The sequence below is a fragment of the Amycolatopsis sp. WAC 04197 genome (assembly GCF_003947475.1).
Lineage (GTDB): Bacteria > Actinomycetota > Actinomycetes > Mycobacteriales > Pseudonocardiaceae > Amycolatopsis > Amycolatopsis japonica.
The window spans coordinates 142,841-168,918 of sequence record NZ_QHJK01000014.1 but is presented as its reverse complement, the minus strand read 5'-3'; the positions used below and the strand labels follow the sequence as shown (position 1 = coordinate 168,918).

At 69.1% G+C, this 26,078-nt stretch carries 25 protein-coding genes and 2 tRNA genes; 11 read left to right on the top strand and 16 right to left on the bottom strand.

The features are described 5' to 3' along the window. Nucleotides 1-119: 119 nt before the first annotated feature. Nucleotides 120-740, top strand: a complete 621-nt coding sequence (locus tag DMC64_RS38135) for a DSBA oxidoreductase (protein WP_037347628.1) — start codon at nucleotides 120-122, stop codon at nucleotides 738-740. On the opposite strand, the gene DMC64_RS38130 is transcribed toward DMC64_RS38135, so the two are convergent. Both DMC64_RS38130 and DMC64_RS38125 read right to left on the bottom strand, forming a co-directional pair. After that, a complete protein-coding gene (locus DMC64_RS38130) occupies nucleotides 737-1,540 on the bottom strand; it encodes an MBL fold metallo-hydrolase (protein WP_125737484.1) in 804 nt (267 codons plus the stop codon). The two genes, DMC64_RS38135 and DMC64_RS38130, sit on opposite strands and share 4 nt — an antisense overlap. Next, entirely contained in the window at nucleotides 1,537-2,256 is a 720-nt protein-coding gene (locus DMC64_RS38125) for a 2-phosphosulfolactate phosphatase (protein ID WP_233629968.1), read from the bottom strand. Before DMC64_RS38125 ends, DMC64_RS38130 begins: the two co-directional genes overlap by 4 nt. Nucleotides 2,257-2,301: 45 nt before the next feature. On the opposite strand from DMC64_RS38125, the gene DMC64_RS38120 reads away from it, so the two are divergent. Continuing rightward, nucleotides 2,302-2,775, top strand: a complete 474-nt coding sequence (locus DMC64_RS38120; RefSeq protein WP_007034718.1) for a ribose-5-phosphate isomerase — start codon at nucleotides 2,302-2,304, stop codon at nucleotides 2,773-2,775. Nucleotide 2,776: 1 nt separating this feature from the next. Continuing rightward, entirely contained in the window at nucleotides 2,777-3,586 is an 810-nt protein-coding gene (locus DMC64_RS38115; RefSeq protein WP_016332317.1) for an Fpg/Nei family DNA glycosylase, read from the top strand. An 87-nt stretch (nucleotides 3,587-3,673) separates the two neighbouring features. On the opposite strand, the gene DMC64_RS38110 is transcribed toward DMC64_RS38115, so the two are convergent. Further along, the gene (locus DMC64_RS38110; RefSeq protein WP_073846418.1) at nucleotides 3,674-4,462 is read right to left on the bottom strand and encodes a hypothetical protein; all 789 of its coding nucleotides are present in this window, start codon (nucleotides 4,460-4,462) and stop codon (nucleotides 3,674-3,676) included. A 111-nt stretch (nucleotides 4,463-4,573) separates the two neighbouring features. Here DMC64_RS38110 and DMC64_RS38105 point away from each other — a divergent pair, with 111 nt between their 5' ends. Beyond that, nucleotides 4,574-5,449: a TIGR03619 family F420-dependent LLM class oxidoreductase gene (locus tag DMC64_RS38105; protein ID WP_125737482.1), complete on the top strand. Its 876-nt coding sequence runs from the start codon at nucleotides 4,574-4,576 to the stop codon at nucleotides 5,447-5,449. A 3-nt stretch (nucleotides 5,450-5,452) separates the two neighbouring features. Continuing rightward, nucleotides 5,453-5,899 carry a nuclear transport factor 2 family protein gene (locus DMC64_RS38100; protein WP_125737481.1) on the top strand — a complete coding sequence of 149 codons (447 nt, stop codon included), beginning with the start codon at nucleotides 5,453-5,455 and terminating at the stop codon, nucleotides 5,897-5,899. Here DMC64_RS38100 and DMC64_RS38095 read toward each other — a convergent pair. The 8 genes from DMC64_RS38095 to DMC64_RS38060 all read right to left on the bottom strand — a co-directional run bounded on the left by DMC64_RS38095 (nucleotide 5,896) and on the right by DMC64_RS38060 (nucleotide 13,821). Beyond that, the gene (locus DMC64_RS38095; RefSeq protein ID WP_125737480.1) at nucleotides 5,896-7,110 is read right to left on the bottom strand and encodes an RNA polymerase sigma factor; all 1,215 of its coding nucleotides are present in this window, start codon (nucleotides 7,108-7,110) and stop codon (nucleotides 5,896-5,898) included. The two genes, DMC64_RS38100 and DMC64_RS38095, sit on opposite strands and share 4 nt — an antisense overlap. Nucleotides 7,111-7,181: 71 nt before the next feature. After that, complete coding sequence (locus tag DMC64_RS38090; RefSeq protein WP_037347617.1) at nucleotides 7,182-8,084, bottom strand: TauD/TfdA family dioxygenase; 903 nt, start codon at nucleotides 8,082-8,084, stop codon at nucleotides 7,182-7,184. Beyond that, nucleotides 8,081-9,403, bottom strand: coding sequence for an LLM class flavin-dependent oxidoreductase (locus DMC64_RS38085; protein WP_255432916.1), 1,323 nt, complete (start codon nucleotides 9,401-9,403; stop codon nucleotides 8,081-8,083). Before DMC64_RS38085 ends, DMC64_RS38090 begins: the two co-directional genes overlap by 4 nt. Continuing rightward, nucleotides 9,400-10,239, bottom strand: a complete 840-nt coding sequence (locus DMC64_RS38080) for an ABC transporter permease (RefSeq protein WP_125737479.1) — start codon at nucleotides 10,237-10,239, stop codon at nucleotides 9,400-9,402. The genes DMC64_RS38085 and DMC64_RS38080 overlap by 4 nt, the downstream gene beginning before the upstream one ends. Continuing rightward, on the bottom strand, nucleotides 10,239-11,000 hold the full coding sequence (locus DMC64_RS38075; protein WP_125737478.1) for an ABC transporter ATP-binding protein: 762 nt from the start codon (nucleotides 10,998-11,000) through the stop codon (nucleotides 10,239-10,241). The genes DMC64_RS38080 and DMC64_RS38075 overlap by 1 nt, the downstream gene beginning before the upstream one ends. Next, nucleotides 10,997-12,016 (bottom strand): ABC transporter substrate-binding protein, encoded by a 1,020-nt coding sequence (locus tag DMC64_RS38070; protein WP_125737477.1) that lies wholly within the window; start codon nucleotides 12,014-12,016, stop codon nucleotides 10,997-10,999. Before DMC64_RS38070 ends, DMC64_RS38075 begins: the two co-directional genes overlap by 4 nt. 89 nt (nucleotides 12,017-12,105) lie before the next feature. Beyond that, on the bottom strand, nucleotides 12,106-13,272 hold the full coding sequence (locus DMC64_RS38065) for an ROK family transcriptional regulator (protein ID WP_125737476.1): 1,167 nt from the start codon (nucleotides 13,270-13,272) through the stop codon (nucleotides 12,106-12,108). Between the two features lie 60 nt (nucleotides 13,273-13,332). Continuing rightward, nucleotides 13,333-13,821, bottom strand: a complete 489-nt coding sequence (locus DMC64_RS38060; protein WP_233629967.1) for a GNAT family N-acetyltransferase — start codon at nucleotides 13,819-13,821, stop codon at nucleotides 13,333-13,335. Between the two features lie 253 nt (nucleotides 13,822-14,074). Between DMC64_RS38060 and DMC64_RS38055 the strand changes: the two genes are divergently transcribed. After that, nucleotides 14,075-14,359, top strand: a complete 285-nt coding sequence (locus DMC64_RS38055) for a hypothetical protein (protein ID WP_125737475.1) — start codon at nucleotides 14,075-14,077, stop codon at nucleotides 14,357-14,359. Here the strand turns inward: DMC64_RS38055 and DMC64_RS38050 are convergent. Continuing rightward, nucleotides 14,338-14,414, bottom strand: a tRNA-Pro gene (locus DMC64_RS38050). The two genes, DMC64_RS38055 and DMC64_RS38050, sit on opposite strands and share 22 nt — an antisense overlap. Before the next feature lie 84 nt (nucleotides 14,415-14,498). On the opposite strand from DMC64_RS38050, the gene DMC64_RS38045 reads away from it, so the two are divergent. After that, nucleotides 14,499-14,572, top strand: a tRNA-Gly gene (locus DMC64_RS38045). A 135-nt stretch (nucleotides 14,573-14,707) separates the two neighbouring features. Here DMC64_RS38045 and DMC64_RS38040 read toward each other — a convergent pair. After that, entirely contained in the window at nucleotides 14,708-19,387 is a 4,680-nt protein-coding gene (locus tag DMC64_RS38040) for a HAMP domain-containing protein (RefSeq protein ID WP_370325608.1), read from the bottom strand. Nucleotides 19,388-19,517: 130 nt separating this feature from the next. Between DMC64_RS38040 and DMC64_RS38035 the strand changes: the two genes are divergently transcribed. Next, nucleotides 19,518-21,095 carry a SpoIIE family protein phosphatase gene (locus DMC64_RS38035; protein ID WP_125737473.1) on the top strand — a complete coding sequence of 526 codons (1,578 nt, stop codon included), beginning with the start codon at nucleotides 19,518-19,520 and terminating at the stop codon, nucleotides 21,093-21,095. Here DMC64_RS38035 and DMC64_RS38030 read toward each other — a convergent pair. Further along, nucleotides 21,078-22,085, bottom strand: coding sequence for a DNA topoisomerase IB (locus tag DMC64_RS38030; RefSeq protein WP_199755224.1), 1,008 nt, complete (start codon nucleotides 22,083-22,085; stop codon nucleotides 21,078-21,080). The two genes, DMC64_RS38035 and DMC64_RS38030, sit on opposite strands and share 18 nt — an antisense overlap. Nucleotides 22,086-22,182: 97 nt before the next feature. On the opposite strand from DMC64_RS38030, the gene DMC64_RS38025 reads away from it, so the two are divergent. Both DMC64_RS38025 and DMC64_RS43070 read left to right on the top strand, forming a co-directional pair. Next, complete coding sequence (locus tag DMC64_RS38025) at nucleotides 22,183-22,725, top strand: type 1 glutamine amidotransferase domain-containing protein (protein WP_037347604.1); 543 nt, start codon at nucleotides 22,183-22,185, stop codon at nucleotides 22,723-22,725. 59 nt (nucleotides 22,726-22,784) lie between these two features. Then, nucleotides 22,785-22,958, top strand: a complete 174-nt coding sequence (locus DMC64_RS43070; RefSeq protein ID WP_162836917.1) for a hypothetical protein — start codon at nucleotides 22,785-22,787, stop codon at nucleotides 22,956-22,958. Here DMC64_RS43070 and DMC64_RS38020 read toward each other — a convergent pair. Together DMC64_RS38020 and DMC64_RS38015 are read right to left on the bottom strand one after the other, a co-directional pair. Beyond that, nucleotides 22,951-23,337 (bottom strand): hypothetical protein, encoded by a 387-nt coding sequence (locus tag DMC64_RS38020; RefSeq protein ID WP_037347603.1) that lies wholly within the window; start codon nucleotides 23,335-23,337, stop codon nucleotides 22,951-22,953. The genes DMC64_RS43070 and DMC64_RS38020 overlap by 8 nt on opposite strands. A 48-nt stretch (nucleotides 23,338-23,385) precedes the next feature. Then, nucleotides 23,386-24,702: a serine/threonine-protein kinase gene (locus tag DMC64_RS38015; protein ID WP_125737471.1), complete on the bottom strand. Its 1,317-nt coding sequence runs from the start codon at nucleotides 24,700-24,702 to the stop codon at nucleotides 23,386-23,388. Between the two features lie 145 nt (nucleotides 24,703-24,847). Between DMC64_RS38015 and DMC64_RS38010 the strand changes: the two genes are divergently transcribed. Continuing rightward, nucleotides 24,848-25,945, top strand: a complete 1,098-nt coding sequence (locus tag DMC64_RS38010; protein WP_125737470.1) for a hypothetical protein — start codon at nucleotides 24,848-24,850, stop codon at nucleotides 25,943-25,945. Nucleotides 25,946-26,078: the final 133 nt, after the last annotated feature.

Sequence of the window (26,078 nt, the reverse complement as noted above, 5' to 3'; positions counted from 1 at the left end):
CCAATCATGTCGGAGCCCGTGCTGACGACGGGAACAACGCCGACGGCGGCGATGTTGGCCGCTGTGTAGCACTGTGTGTGTACCGGACCACCCCAAGACGATGGCACTGGGAGAACCTGATGACCGCCCCGTCCGAGAAGACCAAGGTCGACTTCTACTTCGACCCGATCTGCCCCTTCGCCTGGATCAGCTCGCGTTGGATCCTCGAAGTGGAGAAGCACCGCGACCTCGACCTGAGGTTCCGGATCATGAGCCTGTCCGAGCTCAACAGTGGCCGCGAGGACCTGCCTGAGCAGTACAAGGAGCTGCTGGAGCGCGGCTGGGGACCCGTCCGCGTCGCCACCGCGCTGGCGCAGAAGAACGGCGAAGAGGCCCTGCGCGACTTCTACACGGAGTTCGGCACGCGCCACCACAACCAGGGCGACAAGGACATCCCGAAGGTCATCAAGGAGACCCTCGAGGCCATCGGTGCCCCGGCCGAGCTGGCCGAGGCCGCCGAGTCGACCGAGTACGACGAAGCGCTCAAAAAGAGTCACTACGAAGGTATGAATCCGGTCGGAATGGACGTCGGCACCCCGACCATCCACATCGACGGCGTCGCCTTCTTCGGCCCGGTGCTCAGCTCGATTCCGCGGGGCGAGGACGCCGTCAAGGTGTTCGACGGCGCCCGCGCGCTGGCGAGCTACCCGGACTTCTTCGAGCTGAAGCGCACCCGGTCCGGTGAGCTGAACTTCGACTAAGGAGTTTCCAGGGCGGCCTTGGTGACATCGCCGGGGTAGGAGGACCTCGCGACGGCTTCGTCCGTCGTGAGGTCTCCCGCCGCGATCCCGGTCTTGAGCGCGACGAGTTCGCGCAGCCCGTCGCGGTGCTTCTCGATGAAGGCGGTGTCGACGGGGTCTCCGTGCCCGGCGACGATGATCTTCGGCTCCAGCGCGAGGATCGCGTCCATCACGTCCGGCCATTCGGCCAGGAAGCTGCCGTCGTTGAAGGAGAACGCGCTGAAGCCGGCTTCGGCGTTCTCGACGGCGTCGCCCGCGTAGACCACACCCGCGTCGGGCACGTGCACGAACAGGTCGTGATCCGTGTGGGCTCGCCCGAGGAAGCGCAGCACGACGGTGCGGCCACCGAGGTCGATCTCGGCGGTGTCGACGACGGGTTTGTCCGGCAGGGTGATTTCGGTGCGCTCCAGCGCCTCCGCCATCTCCGGGCGGTTCTCGCCGAGGTAGTGCTGGATCCATTTGAGCCGTGCGCCGTCGCCGTAGGTGGTCAGCTCGGTCAGGCACCCTTCGTGCGCCCAGACGTCGCACGGCAGGAACGCCGTCGTGCCGAAGGCGTGATCGAAATGCGCGTGGGTGTAGACGACCGACCACGGCAGCGGCGTGATCTCCCGCACCGCCGCGGCCAGTTCGGCACCCTGGTCGACGTCACCGCGCACGTCGACGACCAGGCAGCGCTCGCCGCCCACGACGAGGCCGACGGTCAGGTCCAGCTCCTCGTAACGGCGGGCGTACACGCCGTCCGCGAGTTCGAGCCAAGTCACGAATCCTCCAGAATTCCGTTGCGCAGCACGGGAACCGTGCCGCTCGTGTCGAGCTCGGCTGCCAGCTTCACGTCGTTCGCGTGCCCGGCCGCGGCGAGCTCGCGCCCGGAAGAACACTCTGTCAGTGCTTCGGCGATGTCGATCGCTTTTGCCGCGACGGCGGCGAGACGGGCCTCGGCGGACAGGCGGCCGTAGCCGTCCAGCGCCGCGACGATCGCGCCCGCGCCGAGCTGGTCCTCGACGCACGGCCTCAGCGGCCCGAAAGTCTTGACCTCGGTGCGCATGTCGATGCCCCAGCGTTCCCCGGCCGGGATGACACCGATCGGTCGTCCGTCCGCGAGCTCCGCCGCGCGGGCGGCGACGGCGGAGGCGTTGCGCAGGCAGCCCGCCAGAACTCGGGCACCGGTCGTGGCGGCGGCGTCGCAGAGCGTGGCGCCGTTGGGAGACGGCAGCGCCAGAAGCGTGCCGGAAGGGATTTCCGTCACAGACGAAGGTCGCAAAGTCCATTCGCTTTCACCCGCGAGGATGGCGCCCCGCGCTTTCGCGGCCTCTTCGCCGTGGTGATCGCGCCAGCGGACCGGCAGCACGCGGCCGCCGTTCCCCAGGACGAGATCCGTTGTGGTGCAGAAGGAAAGCACGTCGACCACGACGAGCACGGCGCAGTCCGCGCCCAAGGCGGCGACCCCCTCGGGTCCCCATTCGAGCCTGATGTCCACCCCCACAGCATGCCCGCGCCGGAACGTGATGGCAGACTCCGCGCTGTGCGTGTTTACCTTGGCTCCGACCATGCCGGTTTCGAACTGAAGAACCACCTCGTGGCCCACCTCAAGGAGCAGGGCCACGACGTCGAGGACGTCGGCCCCTTCGTCTACGACGCGGCCGACGACTACCCGGCGTTCTGCATCGAGGCGGCCCGCCGCGTCGTCGCGGACGAGGGCAGCCTCGGCATCGTCGTCGGCGGCTCCGGCAACGGCGAGCAGATCGCGGCCAACAAGGTGAAGGGCGCTCGCGCCGGCCTCGCGTGGAGCGTCGAGACCGCGAAGCTCACCCGCGAGCACAACCACGCCCAGCTGATCGGCGTCGGCGCGCGGATGCACACCACCGAAGAGGCCACGGAGATCGTCGAGGCGTTCCTCGCGACCCCGCCGAGCCCGGACGAGCGCCACGGCCGCCGCGTCCAGCAGATCCTGGACTACGAGAACACCGGCTGGCCGCCGCCGCTTCCCGAGCACTGACATGCCCGAGGGGCACACGCTCCATCGCTTGGCACGTCTGCACAAACGCCGTTTCGCCGGTCACCCGGTCGAGGTGAGCAGTCCGCAGGGACGGTTCGCCGCCGAAGCGTCCCGTTTGGACGGCCGGGTGCTGGTGAAGGCCGAGGCGTACGGGAAACACCTGTTCCACGACTACGGTCCACACGGGACGGTGCACGTCCACCTCGGCCTCTACGGCACGTTCTCCGACGAGCCGCTGCCCGCTCCCGAGCCCGTCGGGCAGGTGCGGATGCGGCTGGCGGGTCCGACACATTACGCCGACCTGCGCGGCCCGACGCGGTGTGAACTCCTCGACGCGCCGCAGGTCGACGCGATCAAGGCGCGGTTGGGCCCGGATCCGCTGCGGCGTGACGCCAAGCCGGACAAGGCGTGGGAACGGATCTCGCGGTCGAAGACGTCGATCGCGGCGCTGCTGATGGACCAGTCGGTGCTGGCGGGCGTCGGCAACGTGTATCGCGCCGAAGTGCTGTTCCGGCACGGTGTCGCCCCGCTCGTCCCGGGCCGCGCGCTCGATCGCGGGCTGTGGGACGACATGTGGGCGGATCTGGTGACGCTGATGCGGCACGGTGTCCGGGTGGGACGGATCGACACGGTCGCGCCGGAGCATCTGCCCGAGGCCACCGGCCGCGCGCCGCGGCAGGACCGGCACGGCGGCGAGGTCTACGTCTACCGGCGCGAGGGGATGCCGTGTCTCGTGTGCGGGACGGCGGTGCTGCGGAGCGATCTGGCGGCGCGGAATCTCTTCTGGTGCCCGACCTGTCAGCCCGCCTGAGGGACTTCCCGACGCTATGAAAGGTCCTTTCCTTGCAAAATTTGCAAGGAAAGGACCTTTCATGGCACTTGCGGGACGGGGCGCGGGCTAGAAGTCGAAGCCTCCGCCATCGAACCCGCCGCCGTCGAAGCCGCCACCATCGAAGCCGCCGCCGTCGAACCCACCGGCGTCCCCGCCCATGTCGCCTCCGGCGTCGCCCGCGTCACCGCCGGCACCCGCGTCTTCCTGGCCCGCGTCGTAACCCGACTCCCAGGCCGACGCGCTCGCGATCCCCGCCATCCCGGAGAACATCGCGCTGAACAGCAGCATCGAGCCGAGACCCCAGGCGCCGGCGACGAGCGCGGGCTTCCACCACGGCTCGCTGTACCAGCCCTGCGGCACCGGACGGCCCGCCACACGGCCACCGGGGTAGTAGTGCGGCGTGCGCTGGCTCGGGTCCGGCGAAGCCTCGTAGTGCTCGCCCTCGACGTCCACCGAGCGGTACTCGGTGACCTTGCCCGCCCGATCGCGCTCTTCGCTGCCGGGCAGTTCCGGACCGGGGTCCATGCCCATCGCGAGCCGCGCCGCGCGGACGTAATAGAGACCCTCGATGGCGGTCTCGCGCACCAGCCGGGCCTGCTCGACGGTCTGCGCCTGCTCCATCTGGGAGCCGGCGGCGGTGAAACGTTCGGACGCGTCCGCCATCGCCTGCTGGGAGGCGGTGTCCGTGCCGGTGAGGTTCATGACCTGACCGCCCAGTCGTTCGACGAGGCGCCGTGCGTCCGCCTTCGCGTCGTCCAGCTGGCGTTTCTTGGCCGCCGCCTGGGATTTCGCGAAGTAGATGCCGCCGCCCACCACGACGACGAGGAGCACGATCAGGAAGATCGCGGTGCCCATGGGTTCAACTCCAGGAATCGTTCGGCCTTTGCCCGGATCAACGCGGGGAACCCGCCGGGGGTTCCCGCGCGCACTGGCGGGCGAAACTAGAACACGTTATAGTTCGGCTCCATGAAGTTCACCCTGTCGATCGCGATGAATCCGCTCGATCAGCTGGGCGAGCTCGCCCGGGCCGCCGAAGAGGCGGGTTTCTCCTCGATCGCGCTCCCGGATTCCCTGTTCTACTCCGAAACGGTCTCGGCCGACTATCCGTACACGCCCGACGGCAGCCGCTTCTGGACCGAGGAGACGCCCTGGGCCGATCCGCTGGTCGCGGCCGCCTCGATGGGCGCCGTCACCGAACGGCTCACCTTCTACACCTCCGTGCTCAAACTCGGCTCCCGCAACCCGGTCCTGCTCGCCCGCCAGGTCAACTCGGTCGCGGCGCTGACCGGCGGCCGTTTCGGGCTCGGGCTCGGCGTCGGCTGGTCACCGGAGGAGTTCCGCTGGTGCGGCGCGCCGTACGAGAAGCGCGGCAAGCGCGTCGACGAGGCCATCGAGGTGCTGCGCCTGATCCTCGACGGCGGGATGGTCGAGTTCCACGGCGAGTTCTTCGACTTCGACAAGCTCCGCATGAGCCCGACACCGCCCTCGCGGGTGCCGTTCTATATCGGCGGCCACACCGACGTCGCGCTGCGCCGGGCGGCCCGCGTCGCCGACGGCTGGTCTTCGGCGATGATGAAGTTCGACGACCTCCGTGACACGATCGCCAAACTGCGCGGGCTGCTGGCCGAACAGGGCCGCGCCGAAGATCCCTTCGAGTATCAGGCCGTCTGCATCGACAAGTTCGGTCTCGACGGTTATCGCGAGCAGGGCGACATCGGCGTCACCGACATCATCACCATGCCGTGGGTGCTCGACGGCCTCGGTTTCGACGCCGAGGTCGGCCCGAAGCTCGATTCCATCAAGAAGTTCGGCGACGAGATCATCGCGAAGATCGGAGACTGAACCATGGGTGTCGACGTCTGCTGGGATCCGGCCACCGAGCAGCCGCCCGCGCGGCAGGCCGCGTTCGCTTCGATGACCGCGGTCACCGCGGGGGACAAGTCCGCCTGGCTCGGACTCTTCGCCGGCGACGCCGTTGTCGAGGACCCGATCGGCAAGTCGATGTTCGACGAAGAAGGCAAGGGACACCACGGGCACGACGGGATCAGTGCCTTCTGGGACAAGACGATCGCCAACGTCGAACGCTTCCGGTTCACCATCCGCGACTCCCACGCGGCCGGCGACGAAGTCGCGAACGTCGGCACGATCACCACGTACCTGCCCGGTGGCTACCGCGTCGACACCGACGGAGTGTTCGTCTACCGGGTGCGCGAGGACGGGCTGATCGTGTCGATGCGCGCGTTCTGGGAGACCGAGCGCGCCATGGCCACGGCCCGCAAGGCCGAAGACTAGGCGAGCCGCTCCGCGCGCCGGGTCAGGTACTGCCGCTCGGGTTCGCTGGCCGTCTTCCCGGCGGCCCGGAGGTAGGCCTCGCGCGCGGCGCCGGTGTCCCCGGCCAGTTCCAGCAGGTGCCCGCGGACGGAATCGAGCCGGTGCGTCTGGCTCATCCGGCTGTCGTCGTCGAGCGTGGCCAGCAGTTCCAGACCCGCTTCCGGCCCGTTGACCTCGGCGACCGCGACGGCGCGGTTGAGCGTGACGACGGGCCCGGGCGAGACCTTTTCGAGCACGTCGTAGAGCGCGAGGATCTGGGGCCAGTCCGTGTCGGCCGCGGTGGCAGCCTCGGAGTGGACGGCGGCGATCGCGGCCTGCACCTGGTACGGCCCGACCGGACCCGACTCCAGTGCCTCGCTCACCAGCGAAACCCCTTCGGCGATCGTTTCCGCGTTCCAGCGCGTGCGGTCCTGTTCGGCGAGCGGGACGAGCGAGCCGTCGTCGCCGGCGCGGGCGGCCCGGCGGGCGTCGGTCAGCAGCATCAACGCGAGCAGGCCGGTGACCTCGTCCTCGTCGGGCATGAGCCGCCGGAGCAGCCGGGTGAGCCGGATCGCCTCCGCGGTCAGGTCGGCGCGGTGCAGGTCGGGGCCGCCGCTGGTCGTGTAGCCCTCGTTGAAGATCAGGTACAGCACCTGGAGGACGACGCGGAGCCGTTCGCCGAGTTCCGCGGACGGCGGCAGGACGAACTCGGCGCCCGCCTTCTTGATGGTCTGTTTCGCGCGGCTGATCCGCTGGGCGAGGGTCGATTCAGGGACCAGGAACGCGTTCGCGATCTCGCCCGTGGTCAGCCCGCCGACGGCGCGCAGTGTGAGCGCGAGTTGCGACGGCGCGGACAAAGACGGGTGGCAGCAAAGGAAAAGAACGGTGAGGGTGTCGTCCGAATCGGACACAGGGGCCGGGGCGGGGTCCATCAGCGCGTCGTTCTCTTCGCGCCGCCTCCGCGCGCTTTCGCTGCGCCACTCGTCGACCAGCCGCCGTGACGCGACCGTCGCGAGCCAGGACTTCGGGCTGTCCGGGACGCCCTGCTCCGGCCATTGCTGCGCGGCCGAGAGCAGGGCTTCCTGGACGGCGTCCTCGCAGGCGTCGAACTGCCCGTGCTTGCGCACCAGCAGCCCGATGACCTGCGGGGCCAGCTCCCTCAGGAGCGCTTCCACCTGACGATCGGTCTTCACGACGCCAGTCTTACCGCATTTAGTCCTCTGGATGCGGTTGGTACGCATCCAGAGGACTAAATGCGGGGGTGTCAGGCGACGGGGGAGTAGTGCGAAGCGTCGCCTTCGAGGGATTCGCTGGGCACCCCGTCGATGCCCACCGGGACGTCGCCGGCCACGGTCACGCGGTTCAGGCGGCGGGGCAGGTCGTCGTAGTTGTCGACGGCGTAGTGCTGGGTGATGCGGTTGTCGAACAGCACCAGCTGGTTCGGCTCCCAGCTCACCCGGACGACGTTCTCCGGCCGGGTCACGTAGGACTGCAGCAGCCGCAGGATGTCCCGCGACTCGCCCTTCGACAGCCCGATGATCCGCTGCGCGAACCCGCCGATGTACAGCCCGCGTTCCCCGGTCACCGGATGCACCCGCACCACGGGGTGGACCGTGCGGAACTTCTGCGAGACGAACACCGCGCGGCGTTCCCGCTCCGCGTCGTCGAGGGTCTCGGGCGCCTTCGCGTAGTCGTAGTCGTTGGTGTGCTCGGCGCGCAGCGTGTCGGCGAACGCCCGGAGCGGCTCCGGCAGATCCCGGTACGCGGCGGCCGAGTTGGCGATCAGCGTCTCCCCGCCGTACGGAGGGACGACCAGGCTGCGCAGCGTGCTGGCCTTCGGCGGGTTGTGCACGAAGGTGACGTCGGTGTGCCACTGGTTCGCGCGGCCCTGTTCGCTGTCGACCGGCAGGATCGCGGGTTCGCCGTCCACCGACGGGACGGTCGGGTGCGCCTTGGTCAGTTCGCCGAAGTGCTCGGCGAACCGCTGCTGGCCCGCGTCGTCGAGGTCGACATCGCGGAAGACGAGCGCCTTGTGCTCGTGCAGGGCGTCGGTCACGAACGCGACGGTCGCGGCGTCGAGTTCCTTGGCCGGGTCGACGCCGAGCACCTGCGCGCCGATCCTGCCGGTGATCTTGCGGACTTCGACCTGGGTGTTGAGGGCGGTCATGCGGCGTGCTCCTTCACTGGGGTGCGGTGGACTGGGCGGGCGAGGCCGTAGTGGCCGCGCAAGGTCGTGGCGGTGTACTCGGTGCGGAACAGGCCGCGTCTCTGCAGCTCGGGCACCACGAGGTCGACGAAGTCCTCGAGACCTCCCGGCAGCGTGGGCGGCATGACGTTGAAGCCGTCCGCGGCGCCTTCGGTGAACCAGTGCTCCAGTTGGTCGGCCACCTGCGTGGCGGTTCCGGCGAAGACGCGGTGTCCCCGGCCACCCGCCAGCCGCTCGATCAGCTGACGGATGGTGAGGTTCTCGCGTCGCGCCAGGCCCGTGACCAGCTCGAACCGGCTCTGGGCGCCTTCGGTGAACGTGCCGACGTCGGGCAGCGGACCGTCGAGCGGGTACGGCGTCAGGTCGTGGTCGAGCATGTTCGACAGCTGCCGCACGCCGTACGCGGGCGTGATGAGGGCGTTGAGTTCGGCCTCGCGTTCCTTCGCTTCGGCCTCGGTGCGCCCCAGGACCGGGCTGATCCCCGGCAGGATCTTGATCTCCTCCGGCGAGCGGCCGTACTTCGCGAGCCTTCCCTTGACGTCGTCGTAGAAAGCCTTGCCCTCGGCGAAGGTCTGCTGCGCGGTGAACACCGCCTCGGCGAACCGGGCCGCGTATTCCTTGCCCGTCTCCGACGAACCGGCCTGGACGAGCAACGGATGGCCTTGCACCGGACGCGGGATGTTGAGCGGGCCGCGGACCTGGAAATGCGGGCCGTTGTGGTCGATCGGGTGGATACGGTCGGTGTCGGCGTAGACGCCGCTCGCCTTGTCGATCACCGCCGCGTCGTCGTCCCAGCTGTCCCAGAGTTTCTTGGCCACTTCGACGAATTCGGTGGCGCGCTCGTACCGCAACGCGTGCGCCGGCCGGGCGTCGCGATTGAAGTTGCGCGCCTCGTCCTCGCCCGCCGACGTCACGATGTTCCAGCCCGCGCGCCCGCCGCTGAGATGGTCGAGCGACGCGAACTTCCGCGCCAGGTGGTACGGCTCGTTGTAGGTCGTCGACGCGGTGGCGATCAGGCCGATGTGCTCGGTCGCCCCGGCCAGCGCGGAAAGCAACGTCAGCGGTTCGAACAGGGTGTGGGAGTTGTAGCGGACGTTGCCCCACAAGGCGACACCGTCGGCGAGGAACAGCGAATCCAGCTTGCCGCGCTCCGCCGTGCGGGCGATGTCGACGTAGTGCTTCAGTGTCGCGGCGCGGTGCGGATCCGTGCTCGGATGCCGCCACGCCGCCTCGTGATGACCGTTCGGCATCACGAACGCGTTGAGGTGTAAGTGCTTCACGCCTTCTCCTTGACACGCCAGGTGGAGAACCGCCGCTCCAGTGCGACGAAGCCCGCGTTGATGGCCAGGCCCAGCACCGACACCGTGATGATCGCGGCGTACATCTGCTGGATCTGGAAGTTGACCTGCGAGTTGTTGATCAGATAGCCGAGCCCGGCCTTGGCGCCGACCATCTCGGCGGCGATGAGGATGAGGATCGAATACGCCGCCGCCATCCGGATGCCGGTGAAGATGGTCGGCACCGCCGACGGCAGGATCACCTTCCGGAACAGGCTGGGGCTCGACAGCCCGAGCGAGCGTGCGGCCTTGACCAGCAACGGATCCACGGTGTGCACCCCGGCGATCGTGTTGAGCAGCACCGGCCAGACGCAGGCGTAGACGATCAGCGCGATCTTGGACACCTCGCCGATGCCGAGCAGGAGCGTGAACACCGGCAGCAGGGCCAGCGCGGCGGTGTTGCGGGCCAGTTCCAGTAACGGGTTCAGGAACTCGGCGAGCGGCCGGTACCAGGCGATCAGCAGGCCGAGCGGCACCGAGACGCCCACCGCGATGACGAATCCGGCGGCGGACCGGCCGAGACTCGCCAGCAGATGGTCGGCCAGCTGCCCGTTGAGGATCAGCTCCCAGAGTGCGACGAGATCTTCCGACAGCGGCGGCAGGAAGGTCCTCGTGCCTTCGTCGAGCAGGTATTGGGGAGCCAGCTCCCAGAGGGCGAGGAAGAGCAGTATCGCCGCCGAACTGCGGAAAGCCTTGCGTAACGGGTTCTTCTTCTTGCGGGGTTGCTCGGCGGCCTTCGGTCCAGTGTGGACTTTCGGCGCTTCGAGGGTGGCGGTCATCAGGCGGCCCTCCGGATCTCGTCGTGCAGCAGTTCCCACAGCCGATGGCGATGGGCCACGAAGGCGGGCGCCGAGCGCAGGTCGTCGTTCGAGCGGTCGCCGAGGTCGATGTCGACGACGTCCTTGAGCCTGCCCGGCCGGGACGTGAGCACCGCGACCTTCTGTCCTAAATAGACGGCTTCTTCGATGCTGTGGGTGATGAAGACGATGGTCTTGCCGGTGCGTTTCCAGATCCGGCGCAACTCCTCTTGCAGGAGTTCGCGGGTCTGGGAGTCCAGCGCGGCGTACGGCTCGTCCATCAGCAGCACGTCCGGGTCGTAGGCGAGGCTTCTCGCGATCGCGACCCGTTGTTTCATGCCACCGGAAAGCTGATGGGGGAGATGGTCTTCGAAGCCGGAAAGCCCGACCAGGTCGAGGAATTCCCGCGCTCGGTCGGCGCGCTGTCGTTTGTTCAGGGTGCCGCCTTCGAGGCCGAACTCGACGTTGGCCCGTGCGGTGCGCCACGGGAACAGCGCGTACTGCTGGAACACGACCCCGCGATCCAGCCCCGGCCCGGTGACGGGTTTCCCGTCGATCAGGACCTCGCCGGAGGTGGGTTTCGCGAGCCCGCCGAGCAGATCGAGCAGTGTGGACTTGCCGGAACCGCTCGGCCCGACGAGGGAGAGGAACGTGCCGTCCTCGATGTCGAGGGAGACGTCGTCGAGCGCGGTCAACGCGCCGAAGGTCTTGGTGACCGAGCGCAGGCTGATCTTGGCGGTCATGCGCCACCGCCTTCGCGGTACGGGTTGAACTCGTTGGTGTAGATCTTCTTGAGGTCGAGCTGGTCGTTCTTGATGAACCCGGACTGCTTGAGCCAGTCCGTCCAGAGCGTGTAGTCGTTGTCGGAGATCAGCCCGCCCTTGGTGACACCGGGGCTCTTCCAGTACTTGAGTGTTTCGGTGTTCTCGTTGCGGCCGCGGTTCTGGATGATCTTGGTGAACCGGGCGATCACCTCCTCGCGCGGAGTGGTGCGCGCCCACTCGATCGCCTTGGCCACGCCGGTGACGAAGGTTTTCGTGGTCTCCGGGTACTTCTTGATGAAGTCGGTCCGCAGCACGTACGGCCCGCCGTTGTACGGTCCGAACGCCTCGACGTCCTTCACGATCGGCCGCACCCCGCCTCCCGCGAGGGCTCGGTCCTGGAGGACGCCGTTGAGCGCGGCGACGTCGATCTGGCCGTTGCGCAAGGCTTGTTCGGTGTTGATCGGCGGCAGGACGACGAGCTGCACCTGGTCGATCTCGGCGTCGGTGAGGCCGTTGCGCTTGAGCCAGGTGTCGAGGGCGGCCTCCAGGTTCGCGCCGACGGTGTTGACACCGACCTTCTTGCCGATGAGGTCACGCGCGGTGCGGATCGTGCTGTCCTCCTTGACGTAGAAGCCCAAGAAGGTCTTCTCGTCGGAGCCGTAGTAGTTGACGACGGCCTTGATCGGGGCGCCGGCGTCGACGAGTTTGGCGACCGCGCCGGTGAAGGCGCCGCCGAAGTCGGTCTGGTCGGTCGCGGCGGACTGGATGTCCTGCGGCCCGCTGATCGTGTTGCCGACCCATTTGAGTTTGACCGGGCCGAAGTAGCCGAGGTCTTCGGCGAGTTCGGGGAAGGTGACGTTGTTCGCCGACCCCTGGTAGCGGAGTTCGAGTTTCTCCGGCTGCCCGGCCACGCCCGCCGGGGTCGCGGAGGCGCCGCAGCCCGACAGCGCCAATCCGGCGAGGAGCGCGGCGATCAAGGGCACTGGTTTCTTCACGGTGGGCTCTTTCGTTCGGGTTCGCGTCGTTGAGAAGATTCTTCGCAGGCCCGGCGGAGAGCGTCAATTTTGCGATTTAGTGAAGTAACTCAGGATGCGTTGGCGAGGTTCGTGAAAAGCGGATCTTCGTAGAGGGCGTTCAGCATGACCGCCGCGCCGGCCGTCGCCAGCTCGGTACCCGGAAAGCTCGACGCCACAACGTTTTTCTCCGCGTCCTGGCAGATCCACGAGCGCTGGGCGACCTCGTCCCGGATCGTGGAAAGGCAGCCGTCGACGTCGCGTACACTCTGGTCGAGTACGATGAGGATTTCCGGATTGAGGACGTCGAACAGCAAGGCGGCGGCCTGTCCGATGATTCTCGCGCGTTCCCGGAAAAGGGCGACGGCGCCTTTGTTTCCCGATGCCGCCAAATGGAGCACATCGGTGAAATCCGGTTCTTCGATGATTCGCGCTTCGACGGCCTTACGGGCGATCGTGCGCTCGGACACTGTCGCTTCGAGACAGCCGGAACGCCCGCAACGGCAGGGTTCCTCACTGTCGTCGACCCGCAAATGCGCGACGGCGCCCGCCGCCGACCTCGGTCCATGATGGACGGTGTCCCCGGTCGCGAAGGCGGCGTCGACCACGTTGCCGGTGAACAACTGCACGACACTGCTCCGCGCTCGCGGTTGCCCCAGCAGGCGTTCGGCGTGGATGAGCGCCCGCGAATGCCCGTCGACGCGGACGTCGAGACCGGTGACCTCCGTGAGCAGCTCGCGCAACGGGACCCCGCGCCAGCCGAGCAACCCGTGCTCCACCACCGTTCCCGAAGCCTCGTCGACCCATCCGCCGGTCGCCACCCCCAGCCCGAGCGGTGTCCGCTCCGGCGCGTGTCCGACGAGGAGGTCGTCGAGCAGCTCCGCGATCTGCGCGACCTGCACGGCCGGCTCGGCGCCGTGATGCGGGGCTTCCAGCTGTGCCAACACTTTCCCGCGCAGATCGAGCAACCCGACGGTGAGATGGTCGACCGCGACATGCGCTCCGCACACCACGAACCGCTCGGTGTCGAGCTCCAGCGGCACATACGGCCTGCCGACCGCGCCCGCGACCTCGGGCAGCTCGATGAGGAACCCGCGGCGCATCAACTCCGCGACATGCCCCGTGACGGCCGCGGCGCTCAGCCCGGTGCGGCGCGCGATGGTGCTGCGCGCTATCGCCCCTTCGTCCAGTACCACGCGGAGCACCGCGCTGGCACTGGCGCTCCGCCTGCCGGTCACGGTGCCGATGTTCGCAAGCGGGTGGCGGTGGGCCTAGGGCTCTCACCATCCGGGAGCTGGTCAGGTGGTCAGTTCGCGGAAGAACTTGGCGCTGCGTTCACAACGGTCCTCGTACCCCCGCGCCCGGTAGAAGGCGTGCGCGCCGGTCCTGCGGCGGGAGCTGCTGACCTCCATGGCGCCGCAGCCCCACCGCAGCGCCTGCTCTTCGGCGGCGGTGATCAGTGCGCGGCCGACCCCGGTGCCGCGTCGGGTCTCGTCCACCACCAGGGCCACGATCCGTCCCACGGCGCCTTCCCGCTCGAGAAGCGGGATCGCGACCACCGCGATGATCCCGACCACGGTGCCGTCGGACTCGGCGACGAACGCCGCGCCTTCGGGATGACGGGCCCAGCGTTCGAGCCGGCCGCGTACGTCGGTCTCGGTGTTGTCGGGGTAGCCGAGCTCGGCTAGGAGGGTGGTCACGGCTGGGGCGTCGGTGGCGCTGGCGTGGCGGATCTCCATGATCGCCATTAAAGCCCGAAGGTTCCAGTCGATGTGATCGCCGATCATGCGGACCCTCTCTCGGCGGTACGGAAGGGCCGGGCTTGCTCCTATCGTGGAGGAGGAGCTCTCATCCGGTCCGGCCGGACACGTGACTCGTGATCACGAGGGAGTACTGGTCCATGGGGGACCTTCCTCCTTCGAGCTTTGACCAGAGCCCGAAGTCGAGGTGTCGGATCGTCTCGATCCCTTGCGGGTCTTACTTCGACCTGCGGAAAACCGCCCCGTCAGCGCGGCTACTGCGTGTACTGACGGAGGGGCCATGGCACTTTCCTCGTTCTCCGGACTCCCGGCGATCGAGCTCGTCGGGCTCGTGCCGGTCGGCTACCTGGGACTGGTGTCCGTGGTCGCGTTTTGCGCGATCTTCACGCGGAAGAAGGCCCGGCGCGACGCGGCGCTCGAAGTGCTGAAGATGCTTCTGCCGAAGCGGCACTCCGGCCGGCTGGAACAGACCGGACAGCCGCAGCCCTCCGAGCTGGAACCTTCGGCAACGAAAAGGGCCGAACCCGCAGGTCCGGCCCCATCTGGTCGGGATGACAGGATTTGAACCTGCGACCCTCCGCTCCCAAAGCGGATGCGCTACCAAGCTGCGCCACATCCCGTGACTTCCCCGATCTCCCGGGGGGTGTGCGCACAGCCTAGCGGGTCACGCTAAGCTGTTTTCGCACCCGGTACTCCGGGGGCACGCGGGTGTAGCTCAATGGTAGAGCCCTAGTCTTCCAAACTAGCTACGCGGGTTCGATTCCCGTCACCCGCTCCACAGCTCCACATCAGAACCCGCAGGCGCCTGGCCTGCGGGTTCTTTCGTGTCTGGGCAAAGTCCTGAAGGCCCCCTTTGAGACATCCAACGTCTCAAAGGGGGCCTTCAGGACAAGCGCCAACCCAGCCCAACGCCTCAGTCCGACTCGGCGGGTGCCACGGCCTGTGAGAGGCCGCTGGAGGCGGCATCCGCCTCCAGATGGGCCGCGATCAGGTCCAGCAGCTTGTCGGTGTCGACCGGCTTGGTGACGTAGTCGTCGGCGCCCGAAGCGAGCGTCCGCGCCTTGTCCTCCGCGGTCGCCTTCGCGGTGACGGCGATCACGGGCAGGTCTTCGTGCGCGGCCTCGGCACGGATCGCGGTGATCGTGGCGTTGCCGTCCAGTTCGGGCATCATCACGTCCATCAGGACGAGCGCGGTGTCCTCGTGCCGCTCCAGCGCCCGGATGCCCGCGACGCCGGTCTCGGCGTAGATGACCTCCAGGCCGTTGCGTTCCAGCACGGCGGCCAGCGCGAAGACGTTGCGCAGGTCGTCGTCGACGATCAGGATCTTCTCGCCGTGGAACCGCTGCGACGGCGTCACCGGGACCACCTGCGGTACGGCCATGATCAGCGGAACACCGCTCGCCGCGGCGGAGGTCGGGACCACCAGGTTCGCCGCGCTCACCGGCAGGTACAGGGTGAACGTGCTGCCCTTGCCGGGCTCGCTGCGGACCCGCAGTTCGCCGCCGAGCAGTTCCGTCAGCTGCTGGCTGATCGACAGGCCCAGCCCGGTGCCGCCGTACTTGCGGCTCGTGGTGCCGTCGGCCTGGCGGAACGCGTCGAAGATGATCGCGAGTTTGTCCGGCGCGATGCCGATCCCGGTGTCCTCCACGGCGAACGCGAGGACGCCGGGGGCGTTGCGGAGCGAGTCGGCTTCGACCTCGCCCGGGTCGGCCATCCGGATGTGCAGGCGCACGCCGCCCTCGTCGGTGAACTTCGCCGCGTTGGACAGCAGGTTCCGCAGCACCTGCTGTACGCGGTGTTCGTCGGTGTGGATCGACGACGGCACCGGCGGGTCGATGAGGACGGCGAACTCCAGGCCCTTGTCCGAGGTGAGCGGACGGCAGATCGATTCGACGTACTCGACCAGTTCGGGCAGCGTGACGTCGGACATCTGCAGGTCCAGGTGCCCGGCCTCGACCTTGGCCATGTCGAGGATGTCGTTGATCAGCTGCTGCAGGTCGCTGCCCGCCGAGTAGATCGTCCGCGCGAACTGGACCTGCTTCTCCGACAGGTTCCCGTCCGGGTTCTCCGAGAGCAGTTTCGCGAGGATCAGCGCGCTGTTGAGCGGGGTCCGCAGTTCGTGCGACATGTTCGCCATGAACTCGGATTTGTACTGCGACGCCATGGTCAGCTGCCCGGCACGTTCTTCGAGCTCTTGCCGCGCCTGCTCGATCTCGCTGTTCTTGACCTCGATGTCGCGGTTCTGCTGCGCCAGCAGCGCCGCCTTCTCCGCGAGATCCGTGTTGGACCGCCGCAGTTCCCGTTGCTGCGCCTGCAACTGCTCGGACCGCGCGCGCAGTTCCTGTGCCAGGCGCTGGGATTCGGTCAGCAGCGCTTCGGTGCGCGAGTTGGACTGGATGGTGCTGACGTTGACCGCGATGGTCTCCTTCAGCTGTTCCAGCAGGTCGATGTGGACCGTGCTGAAGGCGTTGATGGTCGCCAGTTCCAGCACCCCGAGCACCTCGCCCTGGAACAGCACCGGCAGCACGATCACGTTGACCGGCGCGGCCGAACCCAGTCCCGACGAGATGAGCGCGTACTCCGGCGGCGCTTCGTGGACCAGTATCGTGCGCCGGTCGACGGCGGCCTGTCCGATGAGCGATTCGCCGGGGGAGAACCGCAGCCCGTTCTGGGATTTCGCCAGCCCGTAGGTGGCGATGCTCTCCAGGACCACCTCTTCCTGCTCGTCTTCGCGGGCGAGGAAGAACGCGCCCTGCTGCGCGGACACCAGCGGCGTCAGCTCGGACAGGATCAGCGTCGCCACCGACGCGAGGTCGCGGTGCCCCTGCATGAGCGCGGACAGCCGCGCGAGGTTGGTCTTGAGCCAGTCCTGTTCGCGGTTCGCCCGGGTGGTCTCCTTCAGGTTCGCGATCATCTGGTTGATGTTGTCCTTGAGTTCGGCCACCTCCCCGGACGCGTCGACGGTGATGTGCCGGGTCAGATCGCCGGCGGTCACCGCGGTGGCCACCTGCGCGATCGCGCGCACCTGGGTGGTCAGGTTCCCGGCCAGCTGGTTCACGCTTTCGGTCAGCCGCGACCACGTGCCCGCGACGCCGGGCACCTCGGCCTGGCCGCCGAGCGTGCCGTCCGTGCCGACCTCGCGGGCGACACGGGTGACTTCGGAGGCGAAGGCCGAGAGCTGGTCGACCATCGTGTTGATGGTCGTCTTGAGTTCGAGGATCTCGCCGCGCGCGTCGATGTCGATCTTCTTCGACAGATCGCCCTGCGCCACCGCGGTGGTCACCGTCGCGATGCTCCGCACCTGGCCGGTCAGGTTGTCGGCCATGACGTTCACGTTGTCCGTCAACGCCTTCCACGTGCCCGCCACGTTCGGCACGCGGGCCTGGCCGCCGAGGATGCCTTCCGTACCCACCTCGCGGGCGACGCGGGTGACTTCGTCGGCGAACGCGCGCAGCGTCTCGACCATGCTGTTGATCGTCTCGGCGAGGACGGCGACCTCGCCCTGCGCGTCGATCGAGATCTTCTTCGACAGGTCGCCGTTCGCCACCGCCGTGGTCACCGTCGCGATGCTCCGCACCTGGTCGGTGAGGTTGGTGGCCATGACGTTGACGTTGTCGGTGAGGTCCTTCCACGTCCCGGCGACGCCGCGCACCTGCGCCTGGCCGCCGAGCTTGCCTTCGGTACCGACCTCGCGCGACACCCGGGTGACCTCGTCGGCGAACGCCGAGAGCTGGTCGACCATGATGTTGACGGTGTTCTTGAGCTCCAGGATCTCGCCGCGCGCGTCGACGATGATCTTCTGGGTCAGGTCGCCCTTCGCGACGGCGGTGGTGACCTGGGCGATGTTCCGGACCTGGTCGGTCAGGTTCTTCGCCATGAAGTTGACGTTGTCGGTCAGGTCCTTCCACGTCCCGGCCACGCCCGGCACCTGCGCCTGACCGCCGAGCCGCCCGTCGCTGCCGACCTCGCGGGCCACTCGGGTGACCTCGTCGGCGAACGACGACAGCTGGTCGACCATCGTGTTCAGGGTGTTCTTGAGTTCGAGGATCTCGCCCTTGGCGTCGACGGCGATCTTCTGCGAGAGGTCGCCCTTCGCCACCGCGGTCGCCACCTGGGCGATGTTGCGGACCTGCGCGGTGAGGTTGTTCGCCATGAAGTTGACCGACCCGGTGAGGTCGCGCCACGTCCCGGCGACGCCCGGCACCTGCGCCTGGCCGCCCAGCTGACCTTCCGTGCCGACCTCACGCGCGACTCGCGTGACTTCGTCGGCGAACGACGACAGCTGATCCACCATCGTGTTGACGGTCGTCTTCAGTTCGAGGATCTCGCCGCGCGCGTCGACCGTGATCTTCTGGGTCAGGTCGCCCTTCGCGACGGCGGTGGTGACCTGGGCGATGTTGCGGACCTGGTCGGTCAGGTTGTCGGCCATCTGGTTCACCGAGTCGGTGAGCCCGCGCCACGTCCCGGCGACCCCGGGCACCTGCGCCTGCCCGCCGAGCCGGCCTTCGCTGCCGACCTCGCGCGCGACTCGCGTGACTTCGTCGGCGAACGACGAGAGCTGGTCGACCATCGTGTTCAGGGTGTTCTTGAGTTCGAGGATCTCGCCCTTGGCGTCGACGTTGATCTTCTGCGAGAGGTCGCCCTTCGCCACCGCCGTGGCCACCTGGGCGATGTTGCGGACTTGGTCGGTCAGGTTGTCCGCCATCAGGTTCACCGAGTCGGTGAGGTCGCGCCACGTGCCGGCCGCGCCGGGGACCTGCGCCTGCCCGCCGAGACGGCCTTCGCTACCCACCTCGCGCGACACCCGGGTCACTTCGTCGGCGAACGCCGAAAGCTGGTCGACCATGATGTTGACAGTGTTCTTGAGCTCCAGGATCTCGCCGCGCGCGTCGACGTTGATCTTCTGGGTCAGGTCGCCCCGCGCCACCGCGGTGGTCACCTGGGCGATGTTGCGGACCTGGTCGGTCAGGTTGCTGGCCATCACGTTGACGTTGTCGGTGAGATCACGCCAGGTGCCCGCCACCCCCGGGACCTCGGCCTGACCGCCGAGCCGTCCTTCGGTGGCGATCTCGCGGGCCACTCTGGTGACCTCGGTCGCGAACCGCGAAAGCTGCTTGATCAGGCCGTTGACCGTCTTCGCGACTTCGGCGAACTGACCCTGCAGCGGCCGTCCGCCGACCTCCAGGGGCATCGGCTCGGACAGATCGCCCTCGGCGACCGCGCCGAGGACGCGGTTGAGCTCGGCCGTGGGCCTGCTCACGTCTTCGATCAGCCCGTTGACGACGTCGACCGCGGTCGCCCAGCCGCCGGGACCGATCTCGGCCGCGACGCGCTCGGTCAGCCTGCCTTCCTTGCCGACCGCCTCGCGGACGCGCAGGAGTTCGGTCACCAGTCGCTGGTTCCGTTCGGCGATGTCGTTGAAGGCGCCCGCGAGCTGGGCCGCGAGCCCGTCGCCGTGCGCCACCAGCCGCCGCCGGAAGTTGCCGTCCCCGAGGTCACGAGCCGCCGCGAGCAGGCGTTCCAGGGTCGCTTCGTCCACCTGGCCGCCACCACCTTCCACGGGGAGCCGGTCCCTTTGGGAGTGCTGTGTCATCTGTGTCGACCCTCTCCACCACGCATGCCAAGCCATGGTCGTCGCATCAGCGTGCCATGATTCGACCTACACTTCGAGCCAGTCCGCCCGCTCACACTGCGCTACCCGCCAGGCAGGAGGAGGTCCGGGAATGGTGTCACGGCCGGCCCCGGCCTCGACGTCGCTCCCCTCGGAGTCGTCGACGGCGACCAGCGAGGGCGCGCTGCCCGAATCCGGGCGGTTCTGGCGTGAGCTGCTGGAAGACGTCCGTGACGCGGTGCTCGTGCAGGACGTCGGCGGCGCGTTGCGCTGGTCGAACCCCGCCGCCCGCGAGCTGTTCGGCGGCGGCCGCCCGATACTGACCGCCGAAGGTCCCGACGTCGGGCATGTCGAGCACACCGGCCGCCGGTTCCCGGCCCGGATCCGGACGCTGCCCGGAGGCTGGCACGCGTGGACGGTGACCTCCGCGGTCGCGGCCGACGGCCCGCGCGTGGACGGCTTCCTCGCCGCTTCGGGACCCAGGCTCGCCTCCGCGCGGGGAAGGCACGGGACGGCGAAGGTGATCGCCGAGGTCGCCGCCGCCGAACTCGCCGACTGCGTGTTCGTGCTGCTGCCGACCACGCGGGGCCGGTGGGAATGGTGGAGCTGCGATCACCGCACCAACCACGGGCACGGCCGGATCCGCCGGGTCCCGGTCCAGCTCGCGCCGGTGCTCGCCGGCACCTTCGCCTCCACCGAGGAACTCGAAGCCAAAGCGGTGCCGGAGGAGGAGATCGCGACGCTGCCCGCGATCGTCGCGGAACGGCTCGCCGTCCATCCGTCCGTGACCGTGGTCTCACTGGGGTTCGACGGCGGCGCCGGGGTCACCGGGGCGGTGGTGCTCGGCAGGCGCGGCGCGCCCGCGTTCGGCGAGGACCACCCGCGCGCGGTGACCGAATTCGCCCGTGCGGCCGGGACGGCGCTGGCGAACGCGCATCGCTACGCCCGCCAGGAAGAGGCCACCCGCGGCCTGGAGACCACGCTGCGCCCGACCCCGCCGCCGGACGTCCACGGCGTCAAATTCGACGTCTGGTACGAGCCGTCGGGCGGTCTGCTCGACGTCGGCGGCGACTTCTACGACGTCCTGCCGCGCGAAAGCGGCGGCGCGATGTTCGTCCTCGGCGACGTCTGCGGGAAGGGCGCCGAGGCGGCCGCGCTCACCGGCCGGGTCCGGCAGACCCTCGCCGCGCTCGACCTCGTCGAGCACGACAACACCACGTTGCTGAGCCTGCTCAACTCCCTGCTCATCACCGGCGGCAGCGGCCGGTTCGCCACGCTGGTGCTCGGTTCGGTGCTGGCGAACGAAGACGGTCTCGGCGTCACCTTGGCCTCCGGCGGCCATCCCGCGCCGCTGGTGGTGCGCCGCCGTGGCGGCGTCGACGAGATCACCCTGCCCGGCACGCTGGTCGGGATCTCGCCGCAGGCGCGGTTCGCCGAGACGGCCATCCGGCTGGGCGAGGGCGACGTCTGCCTGCTCTACACCGACGGCATCACCGAAGCGCGCCACCACGAGCGGCCGTCGGACCTGTTCGGCGACGAGCGGCTGCGCGAACTGCTGGCCGGCTGCCAGGGGATGTCCGGCCGCGAGGTGGTCGCCCGGATCCGCACCGCGGTGCGGGAATGGCTCGGCAGCGGGACGCACGACGACATCGCCGTCCTCGCCATCGAGGCCTCACGACCCGCTCAGTAGCCGCACCACCGCCCGCTCCACGATGTCGCGGGCCTCGTCGGGATCGGAGACCTTCCCCGCCCGTCGCGTCGCACGCGCGATCGTCCGGTCCCGGCGGTAGGCGGTGATCACGCGCGGGTCCACATAGGACCGTCGTGCCACGGCGGGCGTGTTGCCCAGTCCTTCGGCGACTTCGGTCATCACCGCCTTCTCGACCCGCTTCAAACCTCTTTCGCTGGAAGGCTTTTCGGCCTCCGCGAAGGCCGAAGCGGCCAGGACGGTGGCGTTCCAGGTGCGCAGGTCCTTGGCCGTGAAGTCGTCGCCCGTGAGTTCCTTGAACCGCTCGTTGAGGTCTTCGGCCCGGATCTCCTGCCATCCGCGACCGTTCCGGTAGGCGAGCAGGCGCACCTCGTCACCGCGGGCCCGCCTGAGCGAGCGGATCAGCCGGACGAGGTCCTCGTCCCGCAGCCGGACCTTCCGCTGGATCCCGCCTTTCGCCGGATAGTCGCAAAAAAGGCAGCCCTCCCGGATCGAAACGTGCTCGCACAGCAGGGTCGCCACCCCGTGCGTGCCGTTCTCGTCGGCGTAGCTTTCGCCACCGGTCCTGAACACGCCGAGGTCGAGCATGCGGAGCGCGCCGGCGAGCACCCGTTCGCGGGTGAGGCCGCGGGAAGCGAGATCCTCCCGGATGGTCCGGCGCAGCCGGGGGAGCCGCCGCGCCAGCGCGAGGACGCGCTCGTGCTTCTCCTCGTCGCGGGCACGTCGCCATTCGCCGTGGTAGAGGTACTGCTTCCGGCCGGCGTCGTCGACGCCGACGGCCTGGATGTGGGCGTTCTCGTGCGGCGAGATCCACACGCGCCGCCACGCGGGCGGGATCGCGAGCGCCTCGATGCGCTCGATCGTTTCCTCGTCCTTCAACGGTTCGCCGTCCGGCGTCAGGTAGCCGAAACCCCGGCCTCTTCGCCGCCTCCCGATACCGGGGGAGCCCAGATCCGCTCGCCGCAATCGCATGCGCCGCGAATACCCCCGGTGATCGCGGTTCATGCCCATGGTTCGGCGAGGCCGCCGCGGGGTAGCCGGGGGCGAAGACGACTTCAGGAGGGAACCGATGACGACATCGCTGAACGGACGCCGCGTGGCCATCCTCGCCGCGGACGGCGTGGAACAGGTCGAACTGGTCGAACCGCGCAAGGCGGTCACGGACGCCGGGGCGACGGCCGAGCTCGTCTCGCTGGAACCCGGCGAGATCCAGGCCATGAACGGCGACATCGACAAGGCGGACAAGTTCACCGTCGACCGGGTCGTCAAGGACGTCACGGTCGACGACTTCGACGCGCTCGTGCTGCCCGGCGGCACGATGAACCCGGACAACCTGCGCGTGGACGAGAACGCCGTCCGCTTCGTGCGCGACTTCGTGAACAGCGGGAAGCCGGTCGGGGTGATCTGTCACGGGCCGTGGACGCTGGTCGAGGCCGACGTGGTCCGCGGCCGCACGCTCACGTCGTATCCGAGTGTGCGCACCGACATCCGCAACGCCGGCGGCACCGTCGTCGACCAGGAGGTGGTCGACGACAACGGCCTGATCTCCAGCCGGAACCCCGGCGACCTCCCCGCGTTCTGCGCCGCGATCGTGGCCCGATTCGCCGGATAAACGAGTGGCGCGCGTCACAATGATGGGGGATCGTGGTGGGCAGAGGAGGAGGTGCCGCGATGACCGTGCATGCCAGACGCTACGGCCGTTGGTGCCGTGAGCACTTCGAGACGGAGCACGCACCGGAGCAGCCGTCGGCCGAGACCGAGGCCGCCCCGGAGGTCACCGACGCCCAGGCCGAGCAGGCCCAGGCCGGTGACGCTCCGGAAGCGAGACCGGGCTCGCTCAACTGAGCGGTCGCCGGTACCAGACCCGCTTCGGGCCGGGCAGGCCGATCCGCGACACCAGATCGGTCACCACGCCGCCGATGATCAGCCACAGCAGTGCGGCGAGACCGTCGTTGAACAGCGTCCGGGGTTTGATCCCTTCCGGGGTGAACAGGTTCCGCAGCCCGAGCGAGACCGCTCGCGACCACTGGTCGATCAGCTGCGCGAACCCGTTCCCCGGATTGGCTTCGCCGAACACCAGCAGGATGTGCACGATCAGCACCAGCGCGAAGATCCAGCAGATCGCGTGGACGAGGGCGTTGACGATCCGCACGACACGGATCCTGGCGGGCGTCTGTTCGACGATCTCTTCCGGTGGCTCACGCGGGTCGTTGATGTAGGTCATCGCCGTCTCCCATCATCGTCCACTGTGGACACCCGGCCGGGCGGTCGCTCAGCCGGGAGGGCCTGGCTTGCTCTTCGTCGGCGGGCTCGGCCGGGTCTTGCTCGGCTTGCCCGAGGTGCTCTGCCGCTCGCTGGCGGCGGTCGTTTCCCTGGGTGTCGAGGTGGCGTCGACGCTTTCGGTGGCACCGGGCGGATCCGCGGAAGCGGGCGCGTCTTCGGTCACCACGACAGTGGCGTTGCTGGCCTTCGGGCCGCGGGTGGCCACCTCGGCCACTTCCGAGGACCGGGGCCCCTGGCCCGCCACCGGGGCGGACGAGCCGGTCGCCGCGGGGGGTAGCAGGCTGCCCGGCAGGCCGGGCTGGTCCGCCGGGGTCTGGTTCACCGCGAGCAGCACCCCGACGGTGATCGCGGCGGCGGGCGCGCTGATGGCGGCGACCACGGCCGCCCGTTTGCGGGTGGCGGGCGCGAGATGGGCGACCTTCGTACCGGTGGAATCCTCCAGCAGGATCCGGGAGATCGCCGCGGCCGTCGGGCGCTGCGACGGTTTCCGCGCCGTCATCCCGCGCAACAGCGTCGTCATGGTCGCCGACAACCCGGAGGGGATCCGCGGCGGCCGGTGCAGCCGTCCGACCGCGGCCTCGACCGGCGTCCCGGTGTACTCCCGTTCCCCGGACAGGCATTCGAGCAGGACCAGGCCGAGCGAATAGACGTCGGCGGGCGGGCCGACGTTCTCGCCGCGGACCTGTTCGGGCGCCATGTACGCCGCCGTGCCGACGACACCGCCGGTCTCGGTCACCCTGGTCGCGTCGAAGGCGTGCGCCACGCCGAAGTCGCCGATCAGCGGGCCGTCGTCGGCGATCAGGATGTTCGCCGGTTTGAGGTCGCGGTGGGTGATGCCGTGCGCGTGGACGTGCGCGAGCGCGTCGGCCAGCCGGGCGGTCAGCTCGACGACCTCGTCCTGGGGGAGCGGGCCGGAGCGCAGCCGCTGGGCCAGGTTCGGCCCGTCGACCAGGCGCATCGTGAGGTAGGTGTAGCCGTCGTCGGAGCCCGCGTCGTACAGCGGGACGAGCCCGGGGTGGCGGACTGCGCTGAGCGTCTGGATCTCCTGCTGACGGCGGCGCTCGTCCCGGGTCATCGTGTCGGCGTGGAACAGCTTCAGCGCCACTTCGCGCTGTTCGAGCAGGTCACGGGCGCGGAAGACGCGTGCGGTGGCGCCGCGCCCGAGCAGCTCGCCGACCTCGTAGCGGCCGGCGAGTTTGCGCGGAAGATGGTCCGGGTCGTGGACGTTCAGGCTGAACCGGCGTTGAGTGGTCCCGGCATCGGGTTCCTCCTCGTCACCACCAGCACGCGAACCCGCGTCGTCCATCGGGGGTTACCTCCGTCTCACCGGCCGAACGCCGTATACCCGGTCCGGCCCCGGGCGAAACAAGGGTGGGGAGCCTACCGGAGACGATCCGCGGGTTCACCCCGAACGGCGGGCAACCCCGGCGGGGGCCGTACGTCTCGTGGTCATGAAGCCGAACCGGTGGGCCGCGCTCGCCGCCGCCGCACTGACCGCCCTGGCCGTCTTCACCCCGCCCGCCGTCGCCGATCCGCTGGTGCCTCGGGGTTTCGCTCCCGCGTCGACGAGCTGGACCGGGCCGTCGCGCGGATTCGTCCTCGGGTTCTCGCCGTGCGGGAAACCGGGATGGTGCGCGTCCCTGCTGTCGACGACCGACGGCGGGAAGCGGTGGCGGCGCGCGGGCGAACCGCCGATCTCGTTGCCGGACAACCACAATCAGGTCAAGCTCACGGTGATCGACGAGCGCGACGTCTTCCTTTCCGACGGCACCCGGCTGCTCGCCAGCCACGACGGCGGCGGCAGCTGGTCCGCGGTCAGGCTCGCCGGGGTCCGGGAACCCTTCTATATTTCGAAGATCACCGAAGCGGGCCCTCGGGTGTTCGCGATGGTCACCGGTTTCGGCAGCCCGTCGACGACGACGCTGTACGCCGGGATCTCCGGCACGCGGCTTCTCCTGCCGGTCCCGGGATTCACCGTCACCGGCTCCACGACCTATGGCGACATCGCCACGAGCGGCGGAGTCCAGGTGTCGATGGGGGCGGACTACCGCGTCCAGAAGTACTGGACGTCTTCGGACGGCTTGACCTTCGCGACCGCGCCGCCGCCCTGCCCGGCGGACAGTTCGGCTTCGCTGAGCGGAGTACGGCGGGGACAGGTGCTCGCATTGTGCAGCGGGGGACCGGGGACACCGCAGCCGGGCGCGACCGTCCGGCGGCTGTGGCGCGCGCCGAAACTCGGCGGGCACTTCACCGGGACGGCGCAGGCGCCGACCCTCGGCATCAACCAGAGTTTCAGCGCCGCTTCACCCACGGCGGCGACCGTCGCGGCGGAAGGCGGCGGCACCGGCTTCCTGCACAGCACCACCGACGGCGGGACGACCTGGACGACGACCGTGCTCAGCGGCCGCGGGGTCTGCCTCAACGATCTGGACTTCCCGGACGAACGGGTCGGTGTGGTCGTGGACGGCCTGCCGGACGCCGATGGCGGGTCCGCCGTGTACCGCACCACCGACGGCGGACGCACGTGGCGCGAACTCGGCTTCGCGTGATCGTCGCAGGTGGCCAAGGCCCTTGGGGAGGTTCACGGGGGTGCACGCCATGTCGTAATCTGTGTACGGTCCGTCGATGTCGAGGGAGCCGCGGGCGCGTTCGCGTGGCCTGTGCGCGGCTGAAGGGTGGAAC